Genomic DNA, 22,659 nt, shown 5'->3' with positions numbered 1-22,659 from the left:
GGATCAGATCATGGATCCGATGGAAGCCATCAAGGCCACATTCTTTCAGGAATGCGACGAGCTGCTCGGCGATCTGGAAGCCGGCCTGCTGACGCTCGAAACCGGTGGCGGCGACGAGGAAACGGTGAACGCCGTCTTCCGCGCGGTGCACTCCGTCAAGGGTGGCGCGGGTGCGTTCGGACTGGAACCCCTGGTGCGCTTCGCCCACGTCTTCGAAACGACCATGGACGCCGTGCGCAGCGGCTCCCTCGCCCCGGAACAGCACGTCATCCAGGTGCTCCTGCGCGCCGCCGACCATCTCGCCGACCACGTCAACGCCGCCAAGTCCGGCGGGGCCCCCATGGGCGACGGCGAGGCCATGATCGTGGCCGAGCTGGAAGCGCTGGTGGGCGGCGGCGAGCCCGGCGCGGGCCCGGCCACCGAGGCCACGCTCCCGGTCGCGGACGAATTCGGCTTCACGCCGATGATGCTGTCGCTGGATCCCGAGCCGGAGGCCGCGCCAGAGAGCGATCCGGTCTGGTGCGTGCGCTTCACGCCCAAGGACGTGATGTATCGCAACGCCAACGACGCCCTGCCGCTCATTCGCGAGCTGGCCCGTCTCGGTTCGCTGTCGGTCACCTGCGACATGAACGTGCCGCTGCTGGACGCGCTCGATCCCCTCGGAGCCTATCTGACCTGGACGGTCACCCTGACGACCGACGCCACCCGCGACCGGATCGTCGATGTGTTCGAGTTCGTGGATGGCGACTGCCTGTTCGAGGTGGAACCCGTCGCGCCCGAGCCCGCGCCGGCCGCCGTCGAGGACGAGATGCCCGGTTTCACGCCCGTCGCCGCCGCGATCACGCTGGACCCGGAGCCGACCGCGCCCGCAGCGGCACCCTCGCCCGTCCCGGCCGCGGCCCCCGAGGCTGCGGCGGCCAATGACGCCAAGAGCGCCGATGCCCAGGTTCAGGCCACGATCCGCGTCGAGCTCGATCGCGTCGACCGTCTGATCGACCTGGTCGGCGAGCTGGTCATCAACCAGGCCATGCTGGCCCAGCGGGTCATGGAGTCGGGCGTCGCCCGGTCGTCCAACATCGCGCTGGGCCTGGACGATCTCGAACAGCTCACGCGCGAGATCCAGGACAGCGTCATGGCCATCCGCGCCCAGCCGGTGAAGTCGGTGTTCCAGCGCATGCCGCGCCTGGCCCGCGAGGTCGCCGCCATGACCGGCAAGCGGGTCCGCATCATCACCGAGGGCGAAGGCACCGAGGTCGACAAGACGGTCATCGAGCGCCTGGCCGAGCCTTTGACCCATATGCTTCGCAACTCGATCGATCACGGTCTCGAGACGCCCGAGGAACGCCGCGCCGCCGGCAAGCCCGAGGAAGGCGTCGTCAAGCTGGCGGCCATGCATCGTTCCGGCCGCATCGTCATCGAGATTTCGGACGACGGGCGGGGCATCAACCGCGAACGCGTGCGCGACATCGCCATCCAGCGCGGCCTGATCGAGGCCTCCGCCGTCCTCAGCGACGAGGAGGTCGACAACCTGATCTTCGCGCCCGGCTTCTCGACGGCCGCGACCATCTCGGACGTGTCCGGGCGCGGGGTCGGCATGGATGTGGTCAAACGCTCCATCCAGGCGCTCGGCGGCCGGATCACCATCCTGTCGCGTCCGGGTCAGGGCTCGACCTTCACCATGAGCCTGCCGCTGACCCTCGCCGTCCTCGATGGCATGGTGGTGACGGCGGGCGAGCAGACCCTGGTGGTCCCGATCACCGCCATCGTGGAATCCCTGCAGCCGAAGGCCGGCGACGTCCAGGCGCTGGGCCCGTCGGGCCACGTGCTTTCGGTCCGGGGGGCCTACGTTCCGATGATCGACGTCGCGGAGTCCATGGGCTGGACCGAGACTCCGGCCGTCGGACCGGGCGTGACGCTGCTGGTCGAGAGCGGCATGGGCGGCCTCGCGGCTCTCCGCGTCGACGCGATCCAGGGCCAGCGACAGGTCGTCATCAAGAGCCTCGAGCTGAACTACCAGCAGGTCGAGGGCATCGCCGCCGCCACCATCCTCGGTGACGGCCGCGTCGCCCTGATCCTCGACGTCGACGCGCTGATCAACCTGCGCAAGCGCGCCGCACCGTCTGCCCCACCCCAACTGGCCATAGCGAGCTGATCATGTCCGCGACCCCCGTCCCCTCCTCCTCCTCGACCGCCGAACGCGAACTCGTCGCCTTCCGAATGGGCGAGCAGGAATACTGCGTCGACATCCAGTCGGTCCTCGAAATCCGTGGCTGGGCGCCCGCGACCCCCCTGCCCCAGTCGCCCTCCTATGTGCGCGGCGTGATCAACCTGCGGGGCACGGTCCTGCCGATCATCGACCTGGGCGCGCGTCTGGGCCTGCCGGTGACGCCCCCGTCGGCCCGGCACGTCATCATCGTCGCCCGGATCGGCCTGAAGACGGTCGGCCTTCTGGTGGAGGCCGTGTCCGACATCCTCACCGTGGGCGAGGACCTGATCCAGCCGACGCCCGACATCTCGTGCGAGACCGTGCGGGCGTTCGTGAAGGGCATCATCGCCATCGATGGCGAGATGATCAGCCTGATCTCGCTGGATGGACTGCTGCCCGAAGAGATCGTGCAGGAGGCGGCATGACTGCGGCCCAGCGGCGCACGGACGACCAGGCCGGCGACGGGGAATTCCCCTTCACCACGGCCGACTTTCGCGCGATCGCGGACCTGCTCTACGCCGCGTCCGGCATCCACCTCGCCGACGCCAAGGCGACGCTGGTCTACTCGCGCATCGCCAAACGCGTTCGAAAGCTTCGTCTGGACAGCTTCCGCGCCTATTGCGACCTGCTGCGGTCGGACCCGGACCACCCGGAACACGCGGCGATGCTCAGCGCCCTGACCACGAACGTCACGCGCTTCTTCCGCGAGCCGCATCACTTCGAGCATATGACGACGGACCTGCTGCCGTCCCTGATCGCCAAGGCCCGCGCGGGCGGACGCGTGCGGATGTGGTCCGCCGGATGCTCGGCCGGCCACGAACCCTATTCGATGGCCATGACGCTGCTGGACGCGTTCCCCGAAGCCGCCCGACACGACATCCGCATCCTGGCCACCGACATCGATCCCCTCGTCGTCGATCACGCCCGGCGCGGCATCTACAACGACGGCGACGTCGAGCCGATCGCCGCCGGCCTGCGCTCGAAATTCATGACCCGGGTCGAGGGTGGGAACTGGAAGGTCACGCCCGCCCTGACCGAGATCCTGAGCTTCGGGACGATCAACCTGATGGAGGACTGGCCCATGCGCGGCAAGTTCGACGCCATCTTCTGCCGCAACGTCGCCATCTACTTCGACGAGCCGACCCAGACCCGTCTCTTCACGCGGTTCGCCGATCGGCTGACGCCGGAGGGACGGCTGTACATCGGCCACTCCGAGCGGTCGCTGATCCCGCAACTGGTGTCGGCCGGACTCACAATCTACCGTTTGAAGGCCTCCTCATGAGCCGCACGATCAAGGTCCTGGTGGTCGACGATTCCGCGACGATGCGGGCGCTCATCATCGACTCGCTGCGGGCCGATCCCGAACTGCAGGTCATCGGCCAGGCCGCCGATCCGATCGAGGCGCGGGCCGCCATCAAGGAACTGAATCCCGACGTCGTGACCCTCGACATCGAGATGCCCAACATGAACGGCCTCGACTTCCTGGAACGGCTGATGCGGCTCCGGCCCATCCCGGTCGTGATGGTGTCGACCCTGACGCAGCGCGGCGCCGACATCTCGATTGCCGCGCTCGAACTGGGAGCCGTCGACTGCATCGGCAAGCCGGTCGTCGGCGGCGGCGAGGGCTTTCGCGACCTGGCCGCCAAGGTCAAGGCCGCGGCCCATGCCCGGGTGCAACCGGTCACCGCGCCCGCCCCGCCCCCCGCTCCGGCGTCCAACTACGCGCCGTCGGGTGCCGTCATCGCCATCGGCGCTTCGACCGGCGGCGTGGAGGCCCTGATCAAGGTCATCTCCGCCTTCCCCGCGAACTGCCCGCCGACCGTGATCACACAGCATATGCCGGTCACCTTCACCGCGAGTCTGGCGGCCCGGCTGGATCGCCTCGGTGCGCCGTCCGTCAGCGTGGCGAATGAGGGCGATGAGCTGCGCGTGGGTCACGTCTATCTGGCCCCCGGCGACCGGCACCTTCGCGTCACCGGCGGTCGCACGTTGCGCTGCACACTCGGCGACGACGGCCCCGTCAGCGGCCACAAGCCGTCGGTCGATGCCCTCTTCGCCTCGGTGGCCAGCACGGCGGGGTCCCGGTCCGTCGGCGTGATCCTGACCGGAATGGGCAAGGACGGCGCAGCCGGCCTGCTGGCCATGCATGACGCGGGTGCCGCTACGATCGGCCAGGACCAGGACACCTGCGTGGTCTTCGGCATGCCGCGCGCGGCGTTCGAGATCGGCGCCGTGGACCGCCAGCTCCCCCTGAGCCGCATCGCACAGGCGACGCTTTCCGCTGCCTCGACAACCCCGGGAGCTCGCTGATGCCTGCCGCCTCAAGCCTTCGTGTCCTGGTCGTCGACGACCAGCAGACGATCCGGTCTCTGGTCCGCATCGGCCTCAAGGAGATCGGGATCACCGATGTCGAGGACGCCGTCGACGGCGAGGACGGCCTGCGCGCCCTGCTCACCCACAAGAGCAATCTGGTCATCTCGGACTACAACATGCCCAAGCTGGACGGGCTGAACTTCCTGCGCGCGGTCCGCGCCACGCCGGCCCTGAAGAATACCGGCTTCATCATGCTGACCGGCCGGGCCGACACCGATCTGGTGCAGCGGGCCCAGCAGTTCGGCGTCAACAACTACCTCGTGAAGCCCTTCACCGTGACGACCCTGCGGCAGAAGATCGAGGCGGTCTACGGGGTGCTCACCTGATGACGTCCGACCTGCAGCCCATCCAGGAACGGCGTGTTCACGTCGGCCAGGGCTCGCACCAGGTGAGCGGTGATCGATCCGTCGTCTTCTCGACGATCCTCGGATCCTGCGTCGCCGCGTGCATCCGGGACCCGGTGGCCGGCATCGGCGGCATGAACCACTTCCTGTTGCCCGAGGCACCGGGAGGGGGCGCAGGAGATCGCCGCTACGGGGCCCAGGCGATGGAGCTGCTGATCAACGGCCTGCTGGCGCTCGGCGCGCGGCGCGATCGGCTCGAAGCCAAGGTCTTCGGTGGCGCACGCATGACGACGAGCTTCAACGACATCGGCGGCAAGAACGCCGAGTTCGTTCGTCGCTTCCTGCACGAGGACGGCATCCCGATCATCAGCCAGAGCCTGGGTGGGACGCTGGCGCGACGGATCCACTTCACGCCTTCGACCGGCGCGGCGGCCCAGCACCTGGTGCAGGACGCTGCCGTGATCGCTCGCGAACGCGTCGTGGTCACCGCACCCGCCCGGGACACGGGCGCGGTCGAACTTTTTGATTGAGAGCATCATGGCCACCGATCACACGCTCGAAAATCTGTTCCTGGGCCTTTCGGATGAACTGGCCTGCTGGGCCCTGGCCGGTGAGGGTCTTCAGCATCTCGCCGGTCAGCTGCTCGCAACCCATCCGAGGCCGCACGAGACCCTCGTCGAGGTCCAGCAGCTGGACGCTCTCGTCCAGCATATCGAGCAGATGGCCGTGCTCTGCAGCCGGCTCTCGACCGCGGCGGCGGCGAACGGTGGAATCCTCGACATCGGTCTGGTGAAGAGCGCGGCCGAAGCTTCGACGCTGAGCGGCCTGGCACAGCGGTTTCACGCCGGTGGCCGGACGGCCGTCGCGGCCTCCAGTGGCGAGTGCGAGCTATGGTGAGCCCCGCGCCATCACCCGCGCCGGTCCGGATCAACCTGCGGTCGCTGAAGGCGCTGTGCGTTGATGCGAACCCCATGGGGCTGGACATCCTCAGTCAGACCCTGCTCGGCTTCGGCGTGGACCGCATCTTTCGCGCGCCCAATGTCGAGGAAGCCAAGGCGATCCTGAAAAAAGATACGATCGACATGATCCTGTGCGATGCGCAGCTGGGCGAGGAGAGCGGACCCGACTTCGTGCGCTGGCTGAGGACGTCCCGGCTGGATCCGAACTGCCACGCGCCGATCTTCGTCATCACCGGTCACGCCATCGAGCCGGAGGTGGTCAACGCCCGCGATTGCGGATCGAATTTTATCATCACCAAACCCCTTTCGCCGGCGATCCTGATGCAGCGCATCCTCTGGGTCGCGGGCGCGGACCGGCCCTTCATCGAGTCGGACCACTACACGGGCCCGGACAGACGCTTCAAATTCGAGGGTGTGCCGACCGAACTGGCGGCGGGACGCCGCAAGAGCGACGGAAGCAGTACACTGGGCGAGCCCACCGGTGCGAACATGAGCCAGGAAGAACTCGACGGCATGGTCAAACCGCAGAGGCTGTCGCTATGACCGTGATCGTCCGAAGGGTGAAGACGGCGCTTCAGCGCGAGTATCGCAAGGCCGGCGGCATTCTGGTGTCGGAAGCAGTCGCCGGGGCCGAAGGGAATCTGGGTGAGCTGTCCGCCGCGGGCATGGAGCAGATCGACCTGACGCTCGAACGGGTCTGCGCCCTGACGGCGAACCCGTCGCGACGACCGACGCCCGAGGAGCTTCGGCAGATCCACGCTGCGATCAACGAGATGCTGTCGTTCTGCGCCACGGTCCGGATCGAGGGCTTCGCCGAGACCCTGCATGCCGCGGCCCGTCTCGTCGGCGCGCTGATGGAAGCCGACGTCTGGCTGGATGGGTCGCTGACGCCCGTGGCGAACCTCCTGAGGCTCGTGCGGCGGGGCGCTGTGGCTCCCGAGAACGTCGGCGTTCTCATCCTTGGCCTCGACCAGTGCGCGGCCAGGGTCCGGTCTCACGCGCGGACAACCGACCCTCAGTGACGGTTCACAAAGATCCCCGCCAAGGGGCCTGAGCCGACCCGGGTCACGACACTCCGCGACGGAACGCACCGTCGCGCCCTGCGCCGACGTTTCCCGGCCAGGCCGGCGACGCCCAACCGATGTCGCCGTTTTTGATCATCCTGCCTGTTGATCCCGCAAACCGCTCAGTGCGGCTGCAGGAGTCCTGCCGCGGGCACCGGCGGGTTTTGGGCCTGCGCCCGGGATTTCGGTCAGCCGGCGGCCAACCCTGCCGAGCGTCCCCCCGACCCAAGCTCTGAACAGGACTCGCCAACGGGGCGAACTTTGCAACCCGGGCAAGAACGCCGATCGAATAGCGGGGATCATCTAATCAATGTTGAGGACGCTTAAGGTTTTAGTAACCGCCATAAACCCCGTCGGTTGAGACAGCGGGGGAGCGCTAAACACACGAATAGCCATGAAAACGTCAGAACCGACCGGCCTCGGGCCTGTGTGTTTCTGGCGCGGAAGGCGCCGTTCGATTGGTGACGCACGATCCGCCTGATCGCACTCCCTCTCAGGACCGCGCTGCCGACGGGAGCATCCGTCCCGATGCCCCCGTTCGGACCCGGCCTTCATGCCGTTCGTCGGTCAGCATTCGGCATCGAGCGCCGGCGATCGATCCGGTCGGATCCGTCGCCCGTTCGCCGAGGCAAGCCATCGTGAAATGCGCCTGAAGTATGGAAGCGAGTAAGATGCGTAAATGGCTGGTGGCCCTTGGAGGGCTGCTCCTGACGTCAAGTCTGACTGCAGTCGCTGGACCCGCGTCCGCTCAACTGGTCGTCGACAAGCTTTGGATCGATCTCGACACGACCTCCACGGGGCGAGCCGATGTCGTGCTGAAGAACGAGAGCGCCGATCGCTACTACATCTCGGTCGCGCCCGTTGAGATGCTTCACCCCGGCACGACCGAAGAGCAACGCATAGCGCGCTCCAACCCGGAGGAGCTCGGCCTGCTCGTATCGCCCAGCCGCCTCGTCCTCGACCCAGGCGCGACGCGCGCCATCCGGATCGTGTCTATCAACCCCGAACTGGCGGCAGAGCGGGTCTACCGCATCCGCGTGACGCCCGAAGTCGGAGAGGTCCAGGCCGGCGAAGCCAGCGGAGATGAGCGAGGCATCAGCCTGAAGGTCCTCACCGCCTATGACCTGCTGGTGGTGGCGCGACCCGCCCAGCCCGAGTCCCGCCTGGAGGCCGTCCGGGGCGACGAAGAACTGGTCCTCACCAACGAGGGCAACACCAACACCCTGCTACTCGACGGCAAGACCTGCGTCGCTGCCCCCGAAGGCGAACGCTGCGCTCCCCTTGAGGATCGGCGCCTGTACGCCGGGGCCCAGTGGCGGATCGCCCTGGACTCGCCCGACGCGCAGGTCCGGTTCCGGGAACGCACCTCAGCCAATGGCGAGGACCGATTGATAGAGTTCTAGAGGACTTCAGCGACTCTGGGGTAAAAACATCAGTATATTAGCTTCATTGATCCGCTTAGGCGGATTGCTTTACTGTATTCTGATGAATTAATACTAATTAATTACTATCTTGTGTTCGAATTGTGCTTGACGCGCCAAATATTAACGGCTCATTAACAGCACCGAAGCCTTTGGCATACCGCCGTACGCGCTTCGCCAACCTTCAAAGAGATATCAGCATGATCAAGAAAATCCTTCTCGGCTTTGCAGCCACCGCCCTGCTCGCCGGTGCCGCCCAGGCACAGGACAGCCAGTACGGCGCGACCTCGCAGGACACCTTCAACCTGACCGCAACCGTTGATCCGGTCGTGCGCGTCTCGGGCCTCACGGACCTGACGTTCAACATCGGCGCCGCTTTCCTGAACAGCAGCAACCCGAACATCACCCAGCGCCCGAACTACTGCGTTTACTCGAACGTCACGAGCGCCGGCACCTATGAGCTGGAAGTCACGGGCGTGGCCTTCGGCACGGGTTCGGACAACCGCTGGAAGCTCTCGGGCCCGAACGGCGCGCTGGCCTATACGGTCAACAACACCGCCGGTGCCGTCTCGCGCCAGATGGGCCCGAACGACAGCTTTGCCTTCACGGCAGACGCCAAGACCGGCACGCGCCCCAACACGGGTGACTGCTCGGATATCGGTGGATCCAACAACCAGTTGATCGTCGCCTTCAGCCGCGCCGACATCCTGGCCGCCAGCGCCGGCACCTACACCGGCGTCGTGACCGTGATCGCCAAGGCGATCTGATCCAACGGGACGGAGGTCCACCGCTGGACCTCCGTCCCGCCCTTTTCACGGAGCTGATCATGATCCCGCGACTTGCGATCTGCGGCTCAGTCCTCACCCTGACCAGCATGGCTGGAGCGGGTGCTGCATGGGGCCAGGACGCGATTGCGCCCGCCACCGCGAGCGTCTCAATCCCGAACGGCACCACAGCAAGCCTCAACTGGAATGGCCGCGGCCAATCACGTGACGGCGTGCCTGTCTGTGTCAGCAGCCCGACGGGTCGCTACGAGATCAGCATCCGGACCGCGAGCGGTCTGGGCCTGGTGGGGCGCCAGGCCGTCCCCTACGTCGTGGCTTTCGAGAGCGCCGGAACCAGCAGCTCGGCCGTTCTCTCGGGTACGACATCCGTCGCACGCTTCGAGGGCGTGGTGGATCCTGCGCGTACCTGCGCGAGCGGACCAAACGCACGGATCATCGTGTCGCTGGACACCATGGCGGCCACGGCCGCGACGTCGGGCAACTACAGTGACCAGGTGACCATCGCGGTCGAACCACGCTGACGACAGTCCAACGGCTGGCCCGCCCGACGGAACCCAGAACGATGCGCGGCCTTTGGAACCTTGCGGCATGACCCAACAGATTTTGGAAACGCCGCGCCACCGCGCAACGTTTCGCCATTGGCTGTCATCGGCAGCCAGCCTTGCCCTGCTGGCCAATCTTCTGCCGCTTGAGGCATGGGCCGCGATCCCGCGACAGGATGATGTGTCGATCCCTGGACCGGTGAATGCATCGGACGCTCCGATCCGCACCGCCCCCCCTGTTCTGTCCGGTGCAGACTCGGATCTGACCCAGGCCGCCCAGGTTCAGGCCGCGGCACCGCCGGGGTTCGAAGATCTGGACGGCCCCATCGAGACCCTGTTCGACGTCTTCTATCAAAGCCGCCGCATCGGTGCCTTCAACGGCCGCCTCGAGAACGGCCAGATCGTCCTGATCGATGCGGCCGGCCTGTCCACCCAGATCCCGGGGGCGGACCCGGCCCTTGTCGCGGATCTTCTGGCCAGGCCGCTCGCCTCGAACGAGAACCTGCGCTGCCTTCCCAACGAGACACTCGCCTGCGGCGTTCTTCCGAGCGGCGTCAGCGGCGTGATCGTCAATCCTGATACCTTTCGCGTCGACCTCTTCCTCGGCCGAGAATACCTGAGCGCAGGGGAACCGAGCGGCCGACGGCTGGGCATGCCGATTTCAGGACCCTCGCTGATCCAGAATTTCAGCGGGACGATCTCCGCCGACGAGTCCGGCGGTTCCCGTCTTCGCTACGGCTTTGGTCTGGACACGCTGGGGAGTATCGGACGCACGTCTGCCGTCAGTCGCATCTTCGCCAACGAAGATCGCGGCATGCAGCTGGAAGAAGGCTACCTCCAGCAGTATCGGGACAACGTGCGTCTGGCAGGCGGTGTGTTGCAGACCCAGAATTCGCTGACCCTGACGAACCTGCGGTTCTTCGGTGCGGAGGTCTCGTCGTTCAACGGCGGACAGCTCGATCAGGATCAGTTCGCGGCCACGCCGATCGACGTCGTTCTGCCGCGGGCCAGCCGCGTGGAAATCTACCGGAACGGAGCGCTGGTCTCAGCCGCTCAGTACAGTGGCGGCCTTCAGTTGATCGATACCAGCCGCCTGCCGGGTGGCAGCTATCCGATACGGATTGTCGTGCGCGACGCCAGCGGCGTCACGCTGGACGAAGTCCGGACCTTCACGCGAGCCGCAGACCTTCCGCCTCCAGGTCGCACGATTTTCAGCCTTCGCGCCGGAGTGCGGGCGGCGGACAACTTCAACAGCCTGCTCGCCGTCGACGAGCGGCGCCCCTTCCTGCCCGACAGCACGGGTGAAGCCATCTTCAGCGCCAGCGCCAGCCGGCGCGTCGGGCGGGCGGCAGGCGTGACCCTCGGCTTCACCTCCGTCGACGGCGAGTTCTATCCCGAAGCGGCCCTGCAGATTTATCGCGGCCAGATCCGCGCCGCTGCCGGCGCTGCCCTGGGACCAGAGGGCCAGTACTCGGCGATCCTGGGCACGAGTTTCCAGTTCAGAGCCATCACCGGATCTGTCAGTCTCCGGTCGGTCAAGGCGATCCCGCTCGATCTGACGACTCTCACTCGCTCGCAGCGCTACCGACCCTTCCTGCAATCCGAGAACAGCGTCTACGCGAGTTTGCAGGCACCGTTCGCGGGGGGGTCTCTCGGCGGACGGATTGGCGTCTCCGACACCGAACTGTCTGGCGATCGATACACCTACGCGGTGAACTATAGCCGGCCGGTCATTGCCACCCGTCTAGGCACCGGCTTCATGACCGTGGACGCCGTCGCGTCCGACATCGAAAACCGCATCGGCATCCGCTTCACCTTCCTGCGCGGAATGGGCCCGCGGGCGTCGGCCACGACCAGCCTGGGTGGCGAGTACATCTCGTCCCGCACACCCAGCGGTGACGAGCGCGATGGCCTCTATCCGGTCGCAGTGGCGGGCTACAGTCGTTCGGCGCAGTTCCGGGAGGCTGAACTGACCGGATCGGCCAGCGCCGGCATTTCCAACGGCGATGTGGGGCTGCAGCTCTCCGGGACCGCCGCCTCCCGCGTAGGCGACGCGGACGTCTATGTGGGCGTCAGTCGTTCCCGCCTGACGGACGAAACGGACACCTTCTTCACCAGTAATGTTCGGACCGGCTTCCTGTACGGCGGAGGTGTTCTTCAGCTGGGCTCGCACGGTATCGGCGACGCGGCGGTCCTGGTGGACCTGGAAGACACCGTGGATCAAGGCGACAGCGACGGCCGTTTCCGGGTGGTCATCGACGATCTGCCCTATCAGACCATCCGTGTGAACCAGCGTGCGGCGATCGCCCTGCCGGCCTTCACGCGACCGCGCATTGGCCTGGTGCCAGAGGCGGCCCCACCCTTCGATATCGACCTGACGCCGCGTGAAGTCCCGCTCTATCCCGGCAACGTCGTGCGACTGGAATGGAGCGCGACGCGCGTCGTGACCGTCTATGGGCGCCTGGTCGACAGCGCCGGCTTCCCGGTTCCGGGTGCGCGTATCGAAAGCGGCGCCGACGTTACGGTGACCAGCGAGGACGGCTATTTCTCGATCACCGGACCGGGAGGCGCGCCGCTGACGGCGACACTCGCAGGAAGAACGTCCTGCGGCACGATCGCGACGATCGCCCTGCCTGAGAACCGATCAAAACGCGGTGTCGTGGCGCTGGGAACCCTGACCTGTTCGGTTCCGCCGCTCTGATCAGAGCCCGGCGAACACGACCTGCAGGGGCGTTGCCGCGCTCTGCGTCGACACCGGCGTCGGCAGGAGATAGTTGACCTGCACCAGATTGGCTCCGGCCACGGTGCCGGACGGCGTCATCGCGACATCGCCTCCCTCGCCCGCCACGCTCAAGGTGAACCGGTTGCGATCACTGCGATAGACGGCAAGCGGTGCGCTGGCCACGACAGCGGAATCTGCTGCCGCATCGGCTGACGTCGCGGGCTCAACCGTCTCGGGCAGATTCACGAGAAAGCCGCCGGCGGACGTCAGAACCGTCCAGTCGCCAGCCGCCCCGCTTTGGCGCGCGGAAATCGCCTCTGCAAACGGAGGGATGGTGACTGTGATCGTGAAGCTGGCGCTATCGGCCGCCGCTGCGGTTGCGAGGCTGGTCGAGGCCATCGCAAAAAACGCTGCCGTGATCTGCTTCGGGGTCATGTTCAACTCCAGTTCCGGACGCAGATTGGACCACAAAGATTCAAGTTAGAGCGAACAGACGCGATCAACAAAACCTGAAAATCACCGGTTGCCGAAAACACTCAATGTCCGCGTGGACTGGAGATGAGGCCGGCATGGACATTCTCGGAGGGCCGAACGAACCCTAGGGCTCGAGCTCGATGTCCCAGTACAGGTAATCCAGCCAGCTGCGGTGGAGATAATGCGGCGGGAACCGTCGGCCGGCGTCCTGAAGCTGGTAGGCATTGGGCCGATGCGGCGCGCGGCGAACCGGCATGTGGGCCTGCTGCGGCGTCCGTCCGCCCTTCTTCAGATTGCAGGGCGAACAGGCCGCGACGATGTTTTCCCAGGTCGTGCGTCCGCCGCGGCTGCGCGGGATGACGTGGTCGAACGTCAGTTCGGCGGTGTCGCCGCAGTACTGGCAGGTGAAGCCGTCGCGCAGGAAGACGTTGAAGCGGGTGAAGGCGGGACTGCGGTTCTGGTCGACATAGGATTTCAGCGCGATCACGCTGGGGATCGCCATCTCCATCGACGGGCTGCGTACGACCTTGTCGTAGACGGACACCACGTCGACGCGGTCCTGATAGACCGCCTTCACCGCCTCCTCCCACGGCCAGAGCGACAGCGGATAATAGGACAGCGGGCGAAAGTCGGCGTTCAGCACAAGGGCTGGAAAGCCGGAAGGCGGCTTGTGGAGCACCTGCATCAGGTCCTCCCGCTCACGCCGGGATTGATCGAGGAATGCGGACTGAAGACGCGTCTCCTTCGTTCTGTGCGGTCAGCCTATCCCCGATTCGTGCGCACCGCCATGACGGGCTTGCATCGGTTTCGTGACTAGCCCTTCCGGACAAGACCACCGGGAAAGGCCGGCAGGCTCCAGCCCCAGAGCAACGCCCCGCCCCGCAGAAGGAACCCCGCGGGGGCCGCGATGGCGGCGGCGGGCCACTGGTCCAGCCCCGCATACCGCGCGACGACATAGACGGTGGCCGCCAGCAGGGCCGCCGAGACCGTGATCTCCCGGCGCAGCAGGATGGAGGGCTGGCCGGCCAGCAGATCGCGCACGATGCCGCCGAAACAGGCCGTCAGCGCCCCCATGACGATACAGATCAGGGGCGGCACGCCGAAGGCCTCGGCCTTGGCCGCGCCCAGCACGCCATAGGCCCCCAGCCCGACCGCATCCAGCCACAGCAGCGCCCGGAACCGCCACGCCCCAGCGCCGATCATCCAGACCACCGCCGCGCTGGTCAGGCAGACGGCGATGTAGCGCCAGTCCTGCACCCAGAACACCGGGGCATCGATCAGCAGGTCCCGCAGCGTCCCGCCGCCGACCCCCGTGATCGCGGCGAAGAAGCCGAAGGTGACCAGGTCATGCTTCTCGCGCGCGGCCGCCAGGGCTCCCGTCGCCGCGAACACCGCCACGCCCGCGAAATCCAGCGCGCCCAGCACGGTTTCCGGGTGCGCCAGGGCGGGCGACAGCAGGGCCGGATCGACGAGGGCGCTCATGCGGGATCACCCAGCACGATCTCGCCCTTCTTCACGCCGGTGTACCAGGCCCAGAGCAGATGGGTGGCCACCCCGCGCCAGGGGCGCCAGATCTCGGCCCGGGCATAGGCCCCTTTGGTGTCCGGTCGGGTCTCGGTGCCGTCCGCCCATTTGATCGCCTCCTGCAGCGCCACGTCCCCGCCGGGGAAGACGTCCGTCCGACCCTCGCACAGCAAGAGATAGGCCTCTGCCGTCCAAAGGCCGACGCCCTTGAGTCTGACCAGGGCCTCGATCGCCGCCGCGTCGTCCAGCGTCGCCAGATGCTCAAGATCGATGGTGCCCTCGATCTGCGCCCGCGCCATGCCCTGCCCGTAGGTCGCCTTCTGCCGCGACAGGCCCATGCCCCGCAGACTGTCCAGATCGTGGGCCAGAAGGCCGGCGGGCGTGATCTCACCCAACCCGGCCTGCAACCGCGCCCAGACCGAGGCCGCGGAGGCCACCGACACCTGCTGCTCCACGATCATGCGGAACAGGCCGACGAAGCCGCCCTGGCGCACCCGCCATTCGAACGGCGGCGTCTGGGCATGGGCGCGGGCCAGGGCCGGGTCGAGCCGGGCCAGGGTCTCGCGCGCGGCAGCCAGGTCTTCGGGCGTGAGGGGCATGAGGTCCTTGTCGACAAGCGCGGCCGTGGAGCGGTAGCGTCCGGCCATGCCCAGTCTGGACGATCTCGCCGCGCCGATCACCCCCGTGTCTGCCGCTTCAGACGACGGGGGCCGGAAACCGCCGAGTCTGCGCGTCTCTCGATGAGCTTCGTCACCCGTTTCGCCCCCTCTCCCACCGGGCTTCTGCATCGGGGCCATGCCTACTCCGCCCTGACGGCCTGGACCTCCGCGCGTGAGGCAGGCGGGCGCTTCCTGCTGCGGATCGAGGATACCGACTTCACCCGCTGCCGGGCGGAGTACGAGACTGCCCTGCTCGAGGATCTGGCCTGGCTGGGACTGGACTGGGAGGGACCGGTCCGGCGCCAGTCCGACCACCGCGCGGCCTATGACGCGGCTCTGGAGCGTCTGCGCGATCAGGGGGTGCTCTATCGCTGCTTCCGGACGCGCAAGGAACTGATGGCCCTCGCCGGGGTGGCTCCCCATGCCGACGACCCGGCCGACGCCCAGGCCTTTGCCGGCGGCCCGCTCGATCCGGCCGAAGAGACCGAACGGCTGGGGGCCGGTCAGCCCTTCGCCTGGCGATTGTCGCTGGCGGCGGCGCGTGAGCGGCTGGGTGGATTCGGCGCCCTGACCTGGGTCGAGGAAACCGCCGATCCCGGGATCAGGACCGCGCGCCCCGAGGCGCTGGGCGACATGGTTCTGGGCCGCAAGGATATCGGCGCGGGCTATGTGATCGCTTCGGTCGTCGACGATGCGCTTCACGGCGTGACCCATGTCGTGCGGGGCGAGGACCTGATTCCGGCGACCGGGGTCCAGCGCGTGCTCCAGGCCCTGCTGGACCTGCCCACCCCGATCTACCGGCATCACCCCCTGCTGCTGGGCCCGGACGGCAAGCGCTACGCCAAGCGGGACGGATCGGTGACGATCATGGCGCTGCGCGAAGCCGGGGTGACGCCTGACGAGCTGAGGGCGGAGCTGGGGTTCGCGTGACGGCCCGGCGCGTTGTCGGCAAGGCGTGGTCAGACGACCTCGCCACTGGGATGCATCAGCGCAGGAAGCAGCGTCGGAAGTGAAGCGCCCGAGGTCCAGAGCGCGGCTTGCCAGCCTCTTTCACGCGCGGCCTGCACGTTCCTTTCGCTGTCATCGACGAAGGCGATGGCCGAGCCCCGCCGCCCGACCCTCTGTTCCACGGCGGCGTAGAACGCTTGAGACGGTTTCGATGCGCCCAGGTCCGCAGCGTAATGCATGTCGTCGAAATGATCGCGAAGGCCCAGATCATTCCAGAGCCAGGCCGCGCGCTCGTGCTCCTGCACGGTCGCCAGGTGCACCGCGACGCCCGTCGCGCGGACTGTCGCAATCTGTGTCAGCAGGTTCGCATCGAGTTCCGCGTCCCCGTGGAACCAGTATCGGATCAACGTCTCGCAACTGACGTGTGGAGCGATCTCTGCCAGCACGCCGGCCAGCCTCTCGCGAAGTCCGGCGCGGCCATGGATGACGTCGGCCCAATGGACCTGGAAAAAGCGTGACTGAAGCGCGGCGGCGGGGATCCCGAGATCGCGTTCGATTTCCGCCGACCAGCCCAAGGGATTGGCGGGGCGAACAACGACGCCATCCACATCCACCATCAAGATCGCAGGTTTCATGGGAGGTTCCGTCCCGACGTCGCAAGGCCAGGGTCACATCAAGCGCCATGGACCGCAATGGGTCGTCGGCCACCCGGGGCGGCAACGGGCCTCCGATCCCTCTCCCGCCAGGAGAAGGAAAGGTCTAAGCGACCCCGGATGACGCCCCCCGCCCCCCGCCTGATTCCCCTGCTGGTCGTCCTCGCCTCCGCCAGCATCCTCGGTCTGGCCCCCATCCTCGTGCGGCTGACGGAAACAGGGCCTGCGGCAGCCGGGTTCTGGCGCTTTGCCTTCGCCCTGCCGTTGCTGGCCCTGATCCTGTCCCGGCCCGGCGGTGAGGGCGTGGCGCGACCGTCGAAATGGATGCTGCTAGCCGGGCTGTTCTTCGCTCTGGATCTCAGCTTCTGGCACTACGGTATCGTCATGACCTCGGTCGCCAATGCCACGGTGCTTTGCAACCTGACGCCCGTCGTCGTCACCCTGATCGGCTGGTTGTTTTTCAAGGAGAAGCCCGCCCGCCTGTTTCTCCTGGCGCTCGCCCTCGCCATGGCGGGTGCGTTTGCGATGGCGGCGGCGGCGAAGGGCGGTCAGGGCACCAACCCGATCCTCGGCGACCTGCTCTCGCTGACGGTATCGTTCTGGTACGCGGGCTATTTCCTGATGGTGAAGCTGGCGCGGACCACCGCGGGCGCGCTGTGGGTCACCTTCTGGGCGACGCTGGCCGGGCTGCCGCTGATGGGCGGTGTGGCCCTGTTGCTGGGCGAGGACATGATCCCGGCGACGGCGGCGGGCTGGGCCGCCTGCGTCGCCATGGGGCTGATGCATGTGGCGGGACAGGGGGGTGTGGCCTGGGCGCTCGGCCGGCTGCCCGCCTCGATCACGGCGGTGACCATCCTGATCCAGCCTCTCGTGGCCGCAGGCCTGAGCTGGCTCGTCTTCGGCGAGACCCTCGCCCCGATCCAGGCGCTGGGCGGAGCCCTCGTGCTGTGCGCGATCGTCCTGGCGCAATGGTCGTCCAGAACGAAAACGGGCGCGACCCCCGAAGGTGTCGCGCCCGCCTGATCACATCGGTGTCTTTGATCCTGGAAGGATCAGAGAACCTTCAGATCGATCGCGGAGGTCTTGCCGCGCTGGGATTCCAGCTCGTACTCGACCTTGGCGTTCTCATCGAGGCCCGTCAGGCCAGCCTTCTGAACGGCGGTGATGTGAACGAACACATCGGCACCGCCGCTGTCGGGCTGGATGAAGCCGAAGCCCTTCGTGGGGTTGAACCACTTGACCGTACCGGTCGCCATGTTTGCGTCTCCATAAACGCGCTTTTCCAGGCGGACGCCCTGACGAGGGGGCCCGACAACCCATCTGGACAGCTCGTTCAGGCGAAGGAGCGAAACGCAGGTTTGGACCCCACGCGAAATCCGGATTGCGCAGGTGTTTTCTCGCGGACTCAAGGCGCGGTCAACCCGAAACGAATCATCCCACAGGCGAACCCGCAATGCGGGTGCCCGAGACACAAAGCGACCGGGGCGCGCCATCCAGATGCAGGTGGTCTCTATGCGCCGCGTTGTAGTCGGGTGTCAGCACCGTCGAGAACACCCGACAGGCCCCGTCGCGCAGCCGCTTCAGGAACACCGAACCCGCCGCTCCCTGGGGTCCCTCGCCGCTCCAGTCGGCCTCGACCGACACGGTTCGCCCATCCGCCAGGGTGACGGAGGCCACGTCCAGCGCATTGGCGCGGGCGTGTTCGCTGGGTCTGTCGGCCACGTCGGTGGAGCCGTAGATCCGGCGGCAGGAATAGGTGCCGTAGTTGTTCACCGCCACGGCGCGCGAGCCATAGACGGCCTGGGCCGACGGCTGCAGCACCTGCCGGTCCCAGATCACATAGCGAACCGCCAGGGGGCACTGCATGGTCAGGCCGCCGGGCTTCAGGGGCGTCACCGCCCCGCCCGTGATCGTGACCGCACCGCGCACCTGACAGAAGCCGCCGTCGTCGCGATCCTCGGCCCGGCGCACCTCCACGCCGGCGTCACGCAGGGTTTGCAGACAGGCGTCGGTGGCCCCTTCGACCTCCTCGGGCGCCGCGGCCGGCGAGACGGTGAAGTCGGCGACCTTGGCCGCCGTCGCCTGACCGACCGGCCGGTTCAGATCCAGCGGTTTCCAGAACAGATCCTGCGGCGGCGCGAAAGCGTTCAGCAGCGCGAAGGCGGCGCACAGACCGAGCGCCGCCTCCCACATCAGGTTCCAGAAATCGGCAAAATCGCGCTTCATGCCCGATGACAATGAACGGCAGGACGAAAGGTAACAATCGCGCGTGCGGTGTTTCGCGTCCTGCGGCCTCGACGCGGCCCTCAAACTGCCCGAACCTGAGACCGAATACGGAGGATCCCGCATGGGCAAGAAAGACGATTACGAGGAGGCGCTGGAAGCCTTGCAGGTCGAACTGGTCGCGACCCAGGCCTGGGCGATCGAGCAGGGGCTGAAGGTGCTGATCGTGTTCGAAGGACGCGACGCGGCGGGCAAGGACGGGGCGATCAAGCGCATCACCGAATACCTGTCGCCGCGACAGACTCGCGTCGTCGCCCTGTCCAAGCCGACCGAGCGCGAGACCGGCCAGTGGTATTTCCAGCGCTATGCCCCTCACCTGCCGGCCGCGGGCGAGATCGTCCTGTTCAACAGGTCCTGGTACAACCGGGCGGGCGTGGAGCCCGTCATGGGATTCTGCACCCCGGCCCAGTACGAGCAGTTCCTGAACGACGCGCCGCATTTCGAACGGATGCTGACCGGGGCGGGCATCGTCCTGATCAAGTTCTGGCTGGACATCAGTCGCGACGAACAGGCCAAGCGACTGGAGGAGCGGACCTCGGATCCCCTGAAGCGGTTCAAGGTCTCGGCCCTGGATGCGGAGGCGCAAAAGCGCTGGAGCGACTACTCCAAGGCCCGCGACCGGATGCTGGAAGAGACCGGCGCGCCCCATTCGGAATGGACGGTCGTGGCCACCGACGACAAGAAGGCGGCGCGGCTGAACATCATCCGCCACATCCTGCATCGCGTCTGCCGCCCGGGCGCCAAGGTCGACCGTCCGGACAAGGACATCCTGTTCCCGGCGCAGAAGGCCAAGGGTCGACTGCAGCCGTAGCGCCGACGGAAACGCCGCAACCGTCCGTTCAGGTCGAAGGCCCATGGAGATGATGGTGACGCGCCTTTCCCGCCGCACGATCCTTTTCGCCGCCGTCGTGCTGGCGGGCGGTGCAACCTCCGCCGCCGCCCAGAGCGCGCGGGGCGGCCTGCGCCATCGACGGTCCGGGAGCGGCCAGGCGGACGCGGCGGCTCCGCATGAGCGGATCCCGGTCGGCGCCGACGACCGTCAGGCCTACGACCTGTACCGGCCGGACGCCGCGGGTCCCATCCTGGCCTATGTCCACGGCGGCGGCTGGGCGCATGGCGACCGGAGCATGGTCCATGCCTTGCCGGACTTCGCCGAACGCCATGGCCTGGTGCTCGCCTCGATCGGCTATCGGCTGGTGCCGGAGGTGACGCCGCGCGAACAGGCCCGGGACGTGGCCGCGGCCCTGGCCGATCTCGTCCGACGGCATCCCGGCCGCGACCTCTATCTGATGGGTCATTCGGCCGGGGCCCACCTCGCCGCCCTGGTCGGCGTCGATCCGGTCTATCTGGCCGAGCATGGCCTCGCCCCCTCGGACCTCGCGGGCGTCATCCTTCTGGACGGGGCCGGGTACGACGCCACGGGAGACCGCGGGAACGGCTTCGCCGGACGAATTCTGACCCGGCTCTACGACGAGGCCTTCGGCGACCAGGCCGCGGCCCTGTCGCCGACCCTCAGGATCGCGCCCGGCGTCCCGCTTCCGCCGTTCCTGATCTTCTACATCGCCAGCCGGGCCGACTCCCGGGCCCAGAGCGAGGGGCTGGCCCGCGTGCTTCAGCAGGCCGGGGGTTCGGCAGAGGTCATCGTCGCGCCCGGGGACAGTCATCGCGAGATCAATGTCGGCTTCGGCCAGCCGGGCGATCCCCAAGGCGAACGGGCCGCCCGCTTCATCGCCCAGGCTCGCCGATAGACAGCGGCGCAGACAGGCATCGCCGCGTGAACGCCGGACGCCTATATCGGCGTCAATGACCGAGGAATCGAATCTCGAAACGCCGATCCACGCGGGAGCCGACCTGATCCGCGACGAGGCCCGGCGCGCGCCGGACAAGCCGGGCGTCTATCGCATGTACGGCGAGGACGGGACCTGCCTCTATGTGGGCAAGGCGCGGTCGATCAAGAAGCGCATCCTTCAGTACGCGCAAGGGCGGTTCCACACGCAGCGCATCGGCCTGATGGTCTCCCTGACCCGGTCGATGGAGCTGGTGGTCACGGCGTCCGAGACCGAGGCCCTGCTGCTCGAATCCAACTTCATCAAGAAGCTGAAGCCGCGCTTCAACGTGGTCCTGCGCGACGACAAGTCGTTCGCCGAGCTGATGATCCGCAAGGACCACCGCGCGCCCCAGGTCCGCAAGCACCGCGGCTCCCACACGACCCCCGGCGACTATTTCGGGCCGTTCGCCTCCACCTGGGCCGTGAACCGGACCCTGAACACCCTGCAGAAGGCCTTCCTGCTGCGGTCCTGTTCGGACAGCGTCTACGAGACCCGCACCCGTCCCTGCATGCTGCATCAGATCAAGCGCTGCTCGGCCCCCTGCACCGGCCTGATCTCGCTGGAAGACTATGCCGGGCTGGTCGAGGAGGCCTCGCTGTTCCTGCGCGGCAAGTCGCGCGCGGTGATCAGCCGCCTGTCGGGTGAGATGACCGCCGCCGCCGAGGCGATGGACTTCGAACAGGCCGCCCGCGTCCGGGACCGCATCCGCGCCCTCTCGGCCATCGCCATGGAGAATTCCGTCAGCGCCGACAGCGTGGCCGAGGCCGACGTCCTGGCCGTGTTCAGCGAGGGCGGCCAGGCCTGCGTCCAGGTCTTCTTCTATCGCGGCGGCCAGAACTGGGGCGGCCGCGCCTATTTTCCGCGCGTCGACAAGTCCGACACCGATGCCGAGATCCTGTCGGCCTTCCTGGGCCAGTTCTACGAGGACAAGCCGGTCCCGCGCCTGATCCTGTCGAACGTCGTCCCGTTCGAGAAGGAACTGCTGGAAGAGGCCTTCTCCATGAAGGCCCGGGAGGTGGACGGCCGACGCGTCGTCTCGATCGAACGGCCCCTGCGTGGCGACAAGCATGCCCTGGTCGACCACGCCCTGACCAACGCCCGCGAGGCCCTGGGCCGCAAGATGGCCGAGGGCTCTGCCCAGGGCAAGATCCTGGCCGAGGTCTGCGAGGCCTTCGGACTGGACGGCACGCCGGAGCGGATCGAGGTCTACGACAACGCCCACATCCAGGGCACCAATGCCGTCGGCGGCATGATCGTCGCCGGACCCGAGGGGTTCCAGAAGTCGCAGTACCGCAAGTTCAACATCCGCGGCGTCGATCTGACCCCCGGCGACGACTACGGCATGATGCGCGAGGTGATGCGCCGGCGCTTCAGCCGTCTGGTCAAGGACGAGGAGGAAGGTGCCGAAGAGGTGGTCCGCCCCGATCTGCTGCTGATCGACGGCGGGGCCGGCCAGCTGGCCGAAGTCCAGGCGGTGCTGGCCGATCTGGGTCTGGACGACATCCTGGCCGTCGGGGTGGCCAAGGGACCGGACCGGGACGCGGGGATGGAGCGGTTCTTCGTGCCCGGCAAGCCGCCCTTCATGCTGCCGCTGAAATCGCCGGCCCTCTACTACATCCAGCGCCTGCGCGACGAGGCCCACCGGTTCGCCAACGGGGCCCACCGCACCCGTCGCTCGATGGACATCAAGAAGAACCCGCTGGACGAGATCGAGGGCGTGGGTCCCGGCCGCAAGAAGGCGCTGCTGCATGCTTTCGGCTCGGCCAAGGGGGTGGGCCGCGCCGCGGTCGTCGACCTTGAAAAGGTCGACGGCATCAACCGCGCCCTGGCCGAACGGATTTATGGCTTCTTCCATCCGCAAACCCAGCGGTAG

At 67.3% G+C, this 22,659-nt stretch carries 25 protein-coding genes; 18 read left to right on the top strand and 7 right to left on the bottom strand.

Features of this window, described 5'->3' with window-relative positions; all coding sequences use genetic code 11:
* Window positions 1–10: 10 nt before the first annotated feature.
* The 13 genes from BRESU_RS05540 (at window position 11) to BRESU_RS05480 (ending at window position 12,395) form a co-directional block, all read left to right on the top strand.
* Entirely contained in the window at window positions 11–2,152 is a 2,142-nt protein-coding gene (locus tag BRESU_RS05540) for a chemotaxis protein CheA (protein WP_013268529.1), read from the top strand.
* Between the two features lie 2 nt (window positions 2,153–2,154).
* Window positions 2,155–2,631, top strand: coding sequence for a chemotaxis protein CheW (locus tag BRESU_RS05535; RefSeq protein WP_013268528.1), 477 nt, complete (start codon window positions 2,155–2,157; stop codon window positions 2,629–2,631).
* Window positions 2,628–3,488, top strand: a complete 861-nt coding sequence (locus tag BRESU_RS05530) for a CheR family methyltransferase (RefSeq protein WP_013268527.1) — start codon at window positions 2,628–2,630, stop codon at window positions 3,486–3,488. Before BRESU_RS05535 ends, BRESU_RS05530 begins: the two co-directional genes overlap by 4 nt.
* Window positions 3,485–4,516, top strand: a complete 1,032-nt coding sequence (locus tag BRESU_RS05525) for a protein-glutamate methylesterase/protein-glutamine glutaminase (RefSeq protein ID WP_013268526.1) — start codon at window positions 3,485–3,487, stop codon at window positions 4,514–4,516. Before BRESU_RS05530 ends, BRESU_RS05525 begins: the two co-directional genes overlap by 4 nt.
* Window positions 4,516–4,905 (top strand): response regulator, encoded by a 390-nt coding sequence (locus BRESU_RS05520; protein WP_013268525.1) that lies wholly within the window; start codon window positions 4,516–4,518, stop codon window positions 4,903–4,905. Before BRESU_RS05525 ends, BRESU_RS05520 begins: the two co-directional genes overlap by 1 nt.
* Window positions 4,905–5,453, top strand: coding sequence for a chemotaxis protein CheD (locus tag BRESU_RS05515; protein ID WP_013268524.1), 549 nt, complete (start codon window positions 4,905–4,907; stop codon window positions 5,451–5,453). Before BRESU_RS05520 ends, BRESU_RS05515 begins: the two co-directional genes overlap by 1 nt.
* A gap of 7 nt (window positions 5,454–5,460) precedes the next feature.
* Window positions 5,461–5,820 carry a hypothetical protein gene (locus BRESU_RS05510; protein WP_013268523.1) on the top strand — a complete coding sequence of 120 codons (360 nt, stop codon included), beginning with the start codon at window positions 5,461–5,463 and terminating at the stop codon, window positions 5,818–5,820.
* Window positions 5,814–6,425 carry a response regulator gene (locus tag BRESU_RS05505; RefSeq protein ID WP_013268522.1) on the top strand — a complete coding sequence of 204 codons (612 nt, stop codon included), beginning with the start codon at window positions 5,814–5,816 and terminating at the stop codon, window positions 6,423–6,425. Before BRESU_RS05510 ends, BRESU_RS05505 begins: the two co-directional genes overlap by 7 nt.
* Complete coding sequence (locus BRESU_RS05500; protein ID WP_013268521.1) at window positions 6,422–6,904, top strand: hypothetical protein; 483 nt, start codon at window positions 6,422–6,424, stop codon at window positions 6,902–6,904. The genes BRESU_RS05505 and BRESU_RS05500 overlap by 4 nt, the downstream gene beginning before the upstream one ends.
* A gap of 713 nt (window positions 6,905–7,617) precedes the next feature.
* Entirely contained in the window at window positions 7,618–8,349 is a 732-nt protein-coding gene (locus BRESU_RS05495; protein WP_013268520.1) for a hypothetical protein, read from the top strand.
* Between the two features lie 218 nt (window positions 8,350–8,567).
* A complete protein-coding gene (locus tag BRESU_RS05490; RefSeq protein ID WP_013268519.1) occupies window positions 8,568–9,134 on the top strand; it encodes a hypothetical protein in 567 nt (188 codons plus the stop codon).
* A 59-nt stretch (window positions 9,135–9,193) separates the two neighbouring features.
* On the top strand, window positions 9,194–9,673 hold the full coding sequence (locus BRESU_RS17325) for a hypothetical protein (protein ID WP_013268518.1): 480 nt from the start codon (window positions 9,194–9,196) through the stop codon (window positions 9,671–9,673).
* Between the two features lie 67 nt (window positions 9,674–9,740).
* Complete coding sequence (locus BRESU_RS05480) at window positions 9,741–12,395, top strand: fimbrial biogenesis outer membrane usher protein (protein WP_013268517.1); 2,655 nt, start codon at window positions 9,741–9,743, stop codon at window positions 12,393–12,395.
* Here BRESU_RS05480 and BRESU_RS05475 read toward each other — a convergent pair whose 3' ends face one another.
* From BRESU_RS05475 to BRESU_RS05460, 4 genes are all read right to left on the bottom strand, one after another.
* Window positions 12,396–12,851, bottom strand: a complete 456-nt coding sequence (locus tag BRESU_RS05475; protein ID WP_013268516.1) for a hypothetical protein — start codon at window positions 12,849–12,851, stop codon at window positions 12,396–12,398.
* A 163-nt stretch (window positions 12,852–13,014) separates the two neighbouring features.
* Complete coding sequence (locus BRESU_RS05470) at window positions 13,015–13,575, bottom strand: HNH endonuclease (protein WP_013268515.1); 561 nt, start codon at window positions 13,573–13,575, stop codon at window positions 13,015–13,017.
* A 128-nt stretch (window positions 13,576–13,703) separates the two neighbouring features.
* Window positions 13,704–14,372 (bottom strand): trimeric intracellular cation channel family protein, encoded by a 669-nt coding sequence (locus BRESU_RS05465; RefSeq protein WP_013268514.1) that lies wholly within the window; start codon window positions 14,370–14,372, stop codon window positions 13,704–13,706.
* Window positions 14,369–15,061: a DNA-3-methyladenine glycosylase family protein gene (locus tag BRESU_RS05460; protein ID WP_013268513.1), complete on the bottom strand. Its 693-nt coding sequence runs from the start codon at window positions 15,059–15,061 to the stop codon at window positions 14,369–14,371. The genes BRESU_RS05465 and BRESU_RS05460 overlap by 4 nt, the downstream gene beginning before the upstream one ends.
* A 93-nt stretch (window positions 15,062–15,154) precedes the next feature.
* On the opposite strand from BRESU_RS05460, the gene gluQRS reads away from it, so the two are divergent.
* Window positions 15,155–16,003 carry a tRNA glutamyl-Q(34) synthetase GluQRS gene (gene gluQRS, locus BRESU_RS05455; protein ID WP_013268512.1) on the top strand — a complete coding sequence of 283 codons (849 nt, stop codon included), beginning with the start codon at window positions 15,155–15,157 and terminating at the stop codon, window positions 16,001–16,003.
* A gap of 29 nt (window positions 16,004–16,032) precedes the next feature.
* On the opposite strand, the gene BRESU_RS05450 is transcribed toward gluQRS, so the two are convergent.
* The gene (locus BRESU_RS05450) at window positions 16,033–16,656 is read right to left on the bottom strand and encodes an HAD family hydrolase (protein ID WP_013268511.1); all 624 of its coding nucleotides are present in this window, start codon (window positions 16,654–16,656) and stop codon (window positions 16,033–16,035) included.
* A gap of 138 nt (window positions 16,657–16,794) precedes the next feature.
* Between BRESU_RS05450 and BRESU_RS05445 the strand changes: the two genes are divergently transcribed.
* Complete coding sequence (locus BRESU_RS05445; protein ID WP_013268510.1) at window positions 16,795–17,697, top strand: DMT family transporter; 903 nt, start codon at window positions 16,795–16,797, stop codon at window positions 17,695–17,697.
* A 29-nt stretch (window positions 17,698–17,726) separates the two neighbouring features.
* On the opposite strand, the gene BRESU_RS05440 is transcribed toward BRESU_RS05445, so the two are convergent.
* Together BRESU_RS05440 and BRESU_RS05435 are read right to left on the bottom strand one after the other, a co-directional pair.
* Complete coding sequence (locus tag BRESU_RS05440; RefSeq protein ID WP_013268509.1) at window positions 17,727–17,930, bottom strand: cold-shock protein; 204 nt, start codon at window positions 17,928–17,930, stop codon at window positions 17,727–17,729.
* A gap of 175 nt (window positions 17,931–18,105) precedes the next feature.
* The gene (locus BRESU_RS05435) at window positions 18,106–18,900 is read right to left on the bottom strand and encodes an extensin-like domain-containing protein (protein WP_013268508.1); all 795 of its coding nucleotides are present in this window, start codon (window positions 18,898–18,900) and stop codon (window positions 18,106–18,108) included.
* A 121-nt stretch (window positions 18,901–19,021) separates the two neighbouring features.
* On the opposite strand from BRESU_RS05435, the gene ppk2 reads away from it, so the two are divergent.
* The 3 genes from ppk2 to uvrC are packed head-to-tail and all read left to right on the top strand — an operon-like array spanning window position 19,022 to window position 22,659.
* Window positions 19,022–19,768, top strand: coding sequence for a polyphosphate kinase 2 (gene ppk2, locus BRESU_RS05430; protein WP_013268507.1), 747 nt, complete (start codon window positions 19,022–19,024; stop codon window positions 19,766–19,768).
* Window positions 19,769–19,820: 52 nt separating this feature from the next.
* The gene (locus BRESU_RS05425) at window positions 19,821–20,705 is read left to right on the top strand and encodes an alpha/beta hydrolase (RefSeq protein WP_156796246.1); all 885 of its coding nucleotides are present in this window, start codon (window positions 19,821–19,823) and stop codon (window positions 20,703–20,705) included.
* Window positions 20,706–20,760: 55 nt separating this feature from the next.
* Window positions 20,761–22,659: an excinuclease ABC subunit UvrC gene (gene uvrC / locus BRESU_RS05420; protein WP_013268505.1), complete on the top strand. Its 1,899-nt coding sequence runs from the start codon at window positions 20,761–20,763 to the stop codon at window positions 22,657–22,659.

The sequence above is a fragment of the Brevundimonas subvibrioides ATCC 15264 genome, from assembly GCF_000144605.1.
Classification (GTDB): domain Bacteria; phylum Pseudomonadota; class Alphaproteobacteria; order Caulobacterales; family Caulobacteraceae; genus Brevundimonas; species Brevundimonas subvibrioides.
The sequence above is the reverse complement of the archived record's forward strand: the minus strand, read 5'-3'. Positions and strand labels throughout refer to the sequence as shown.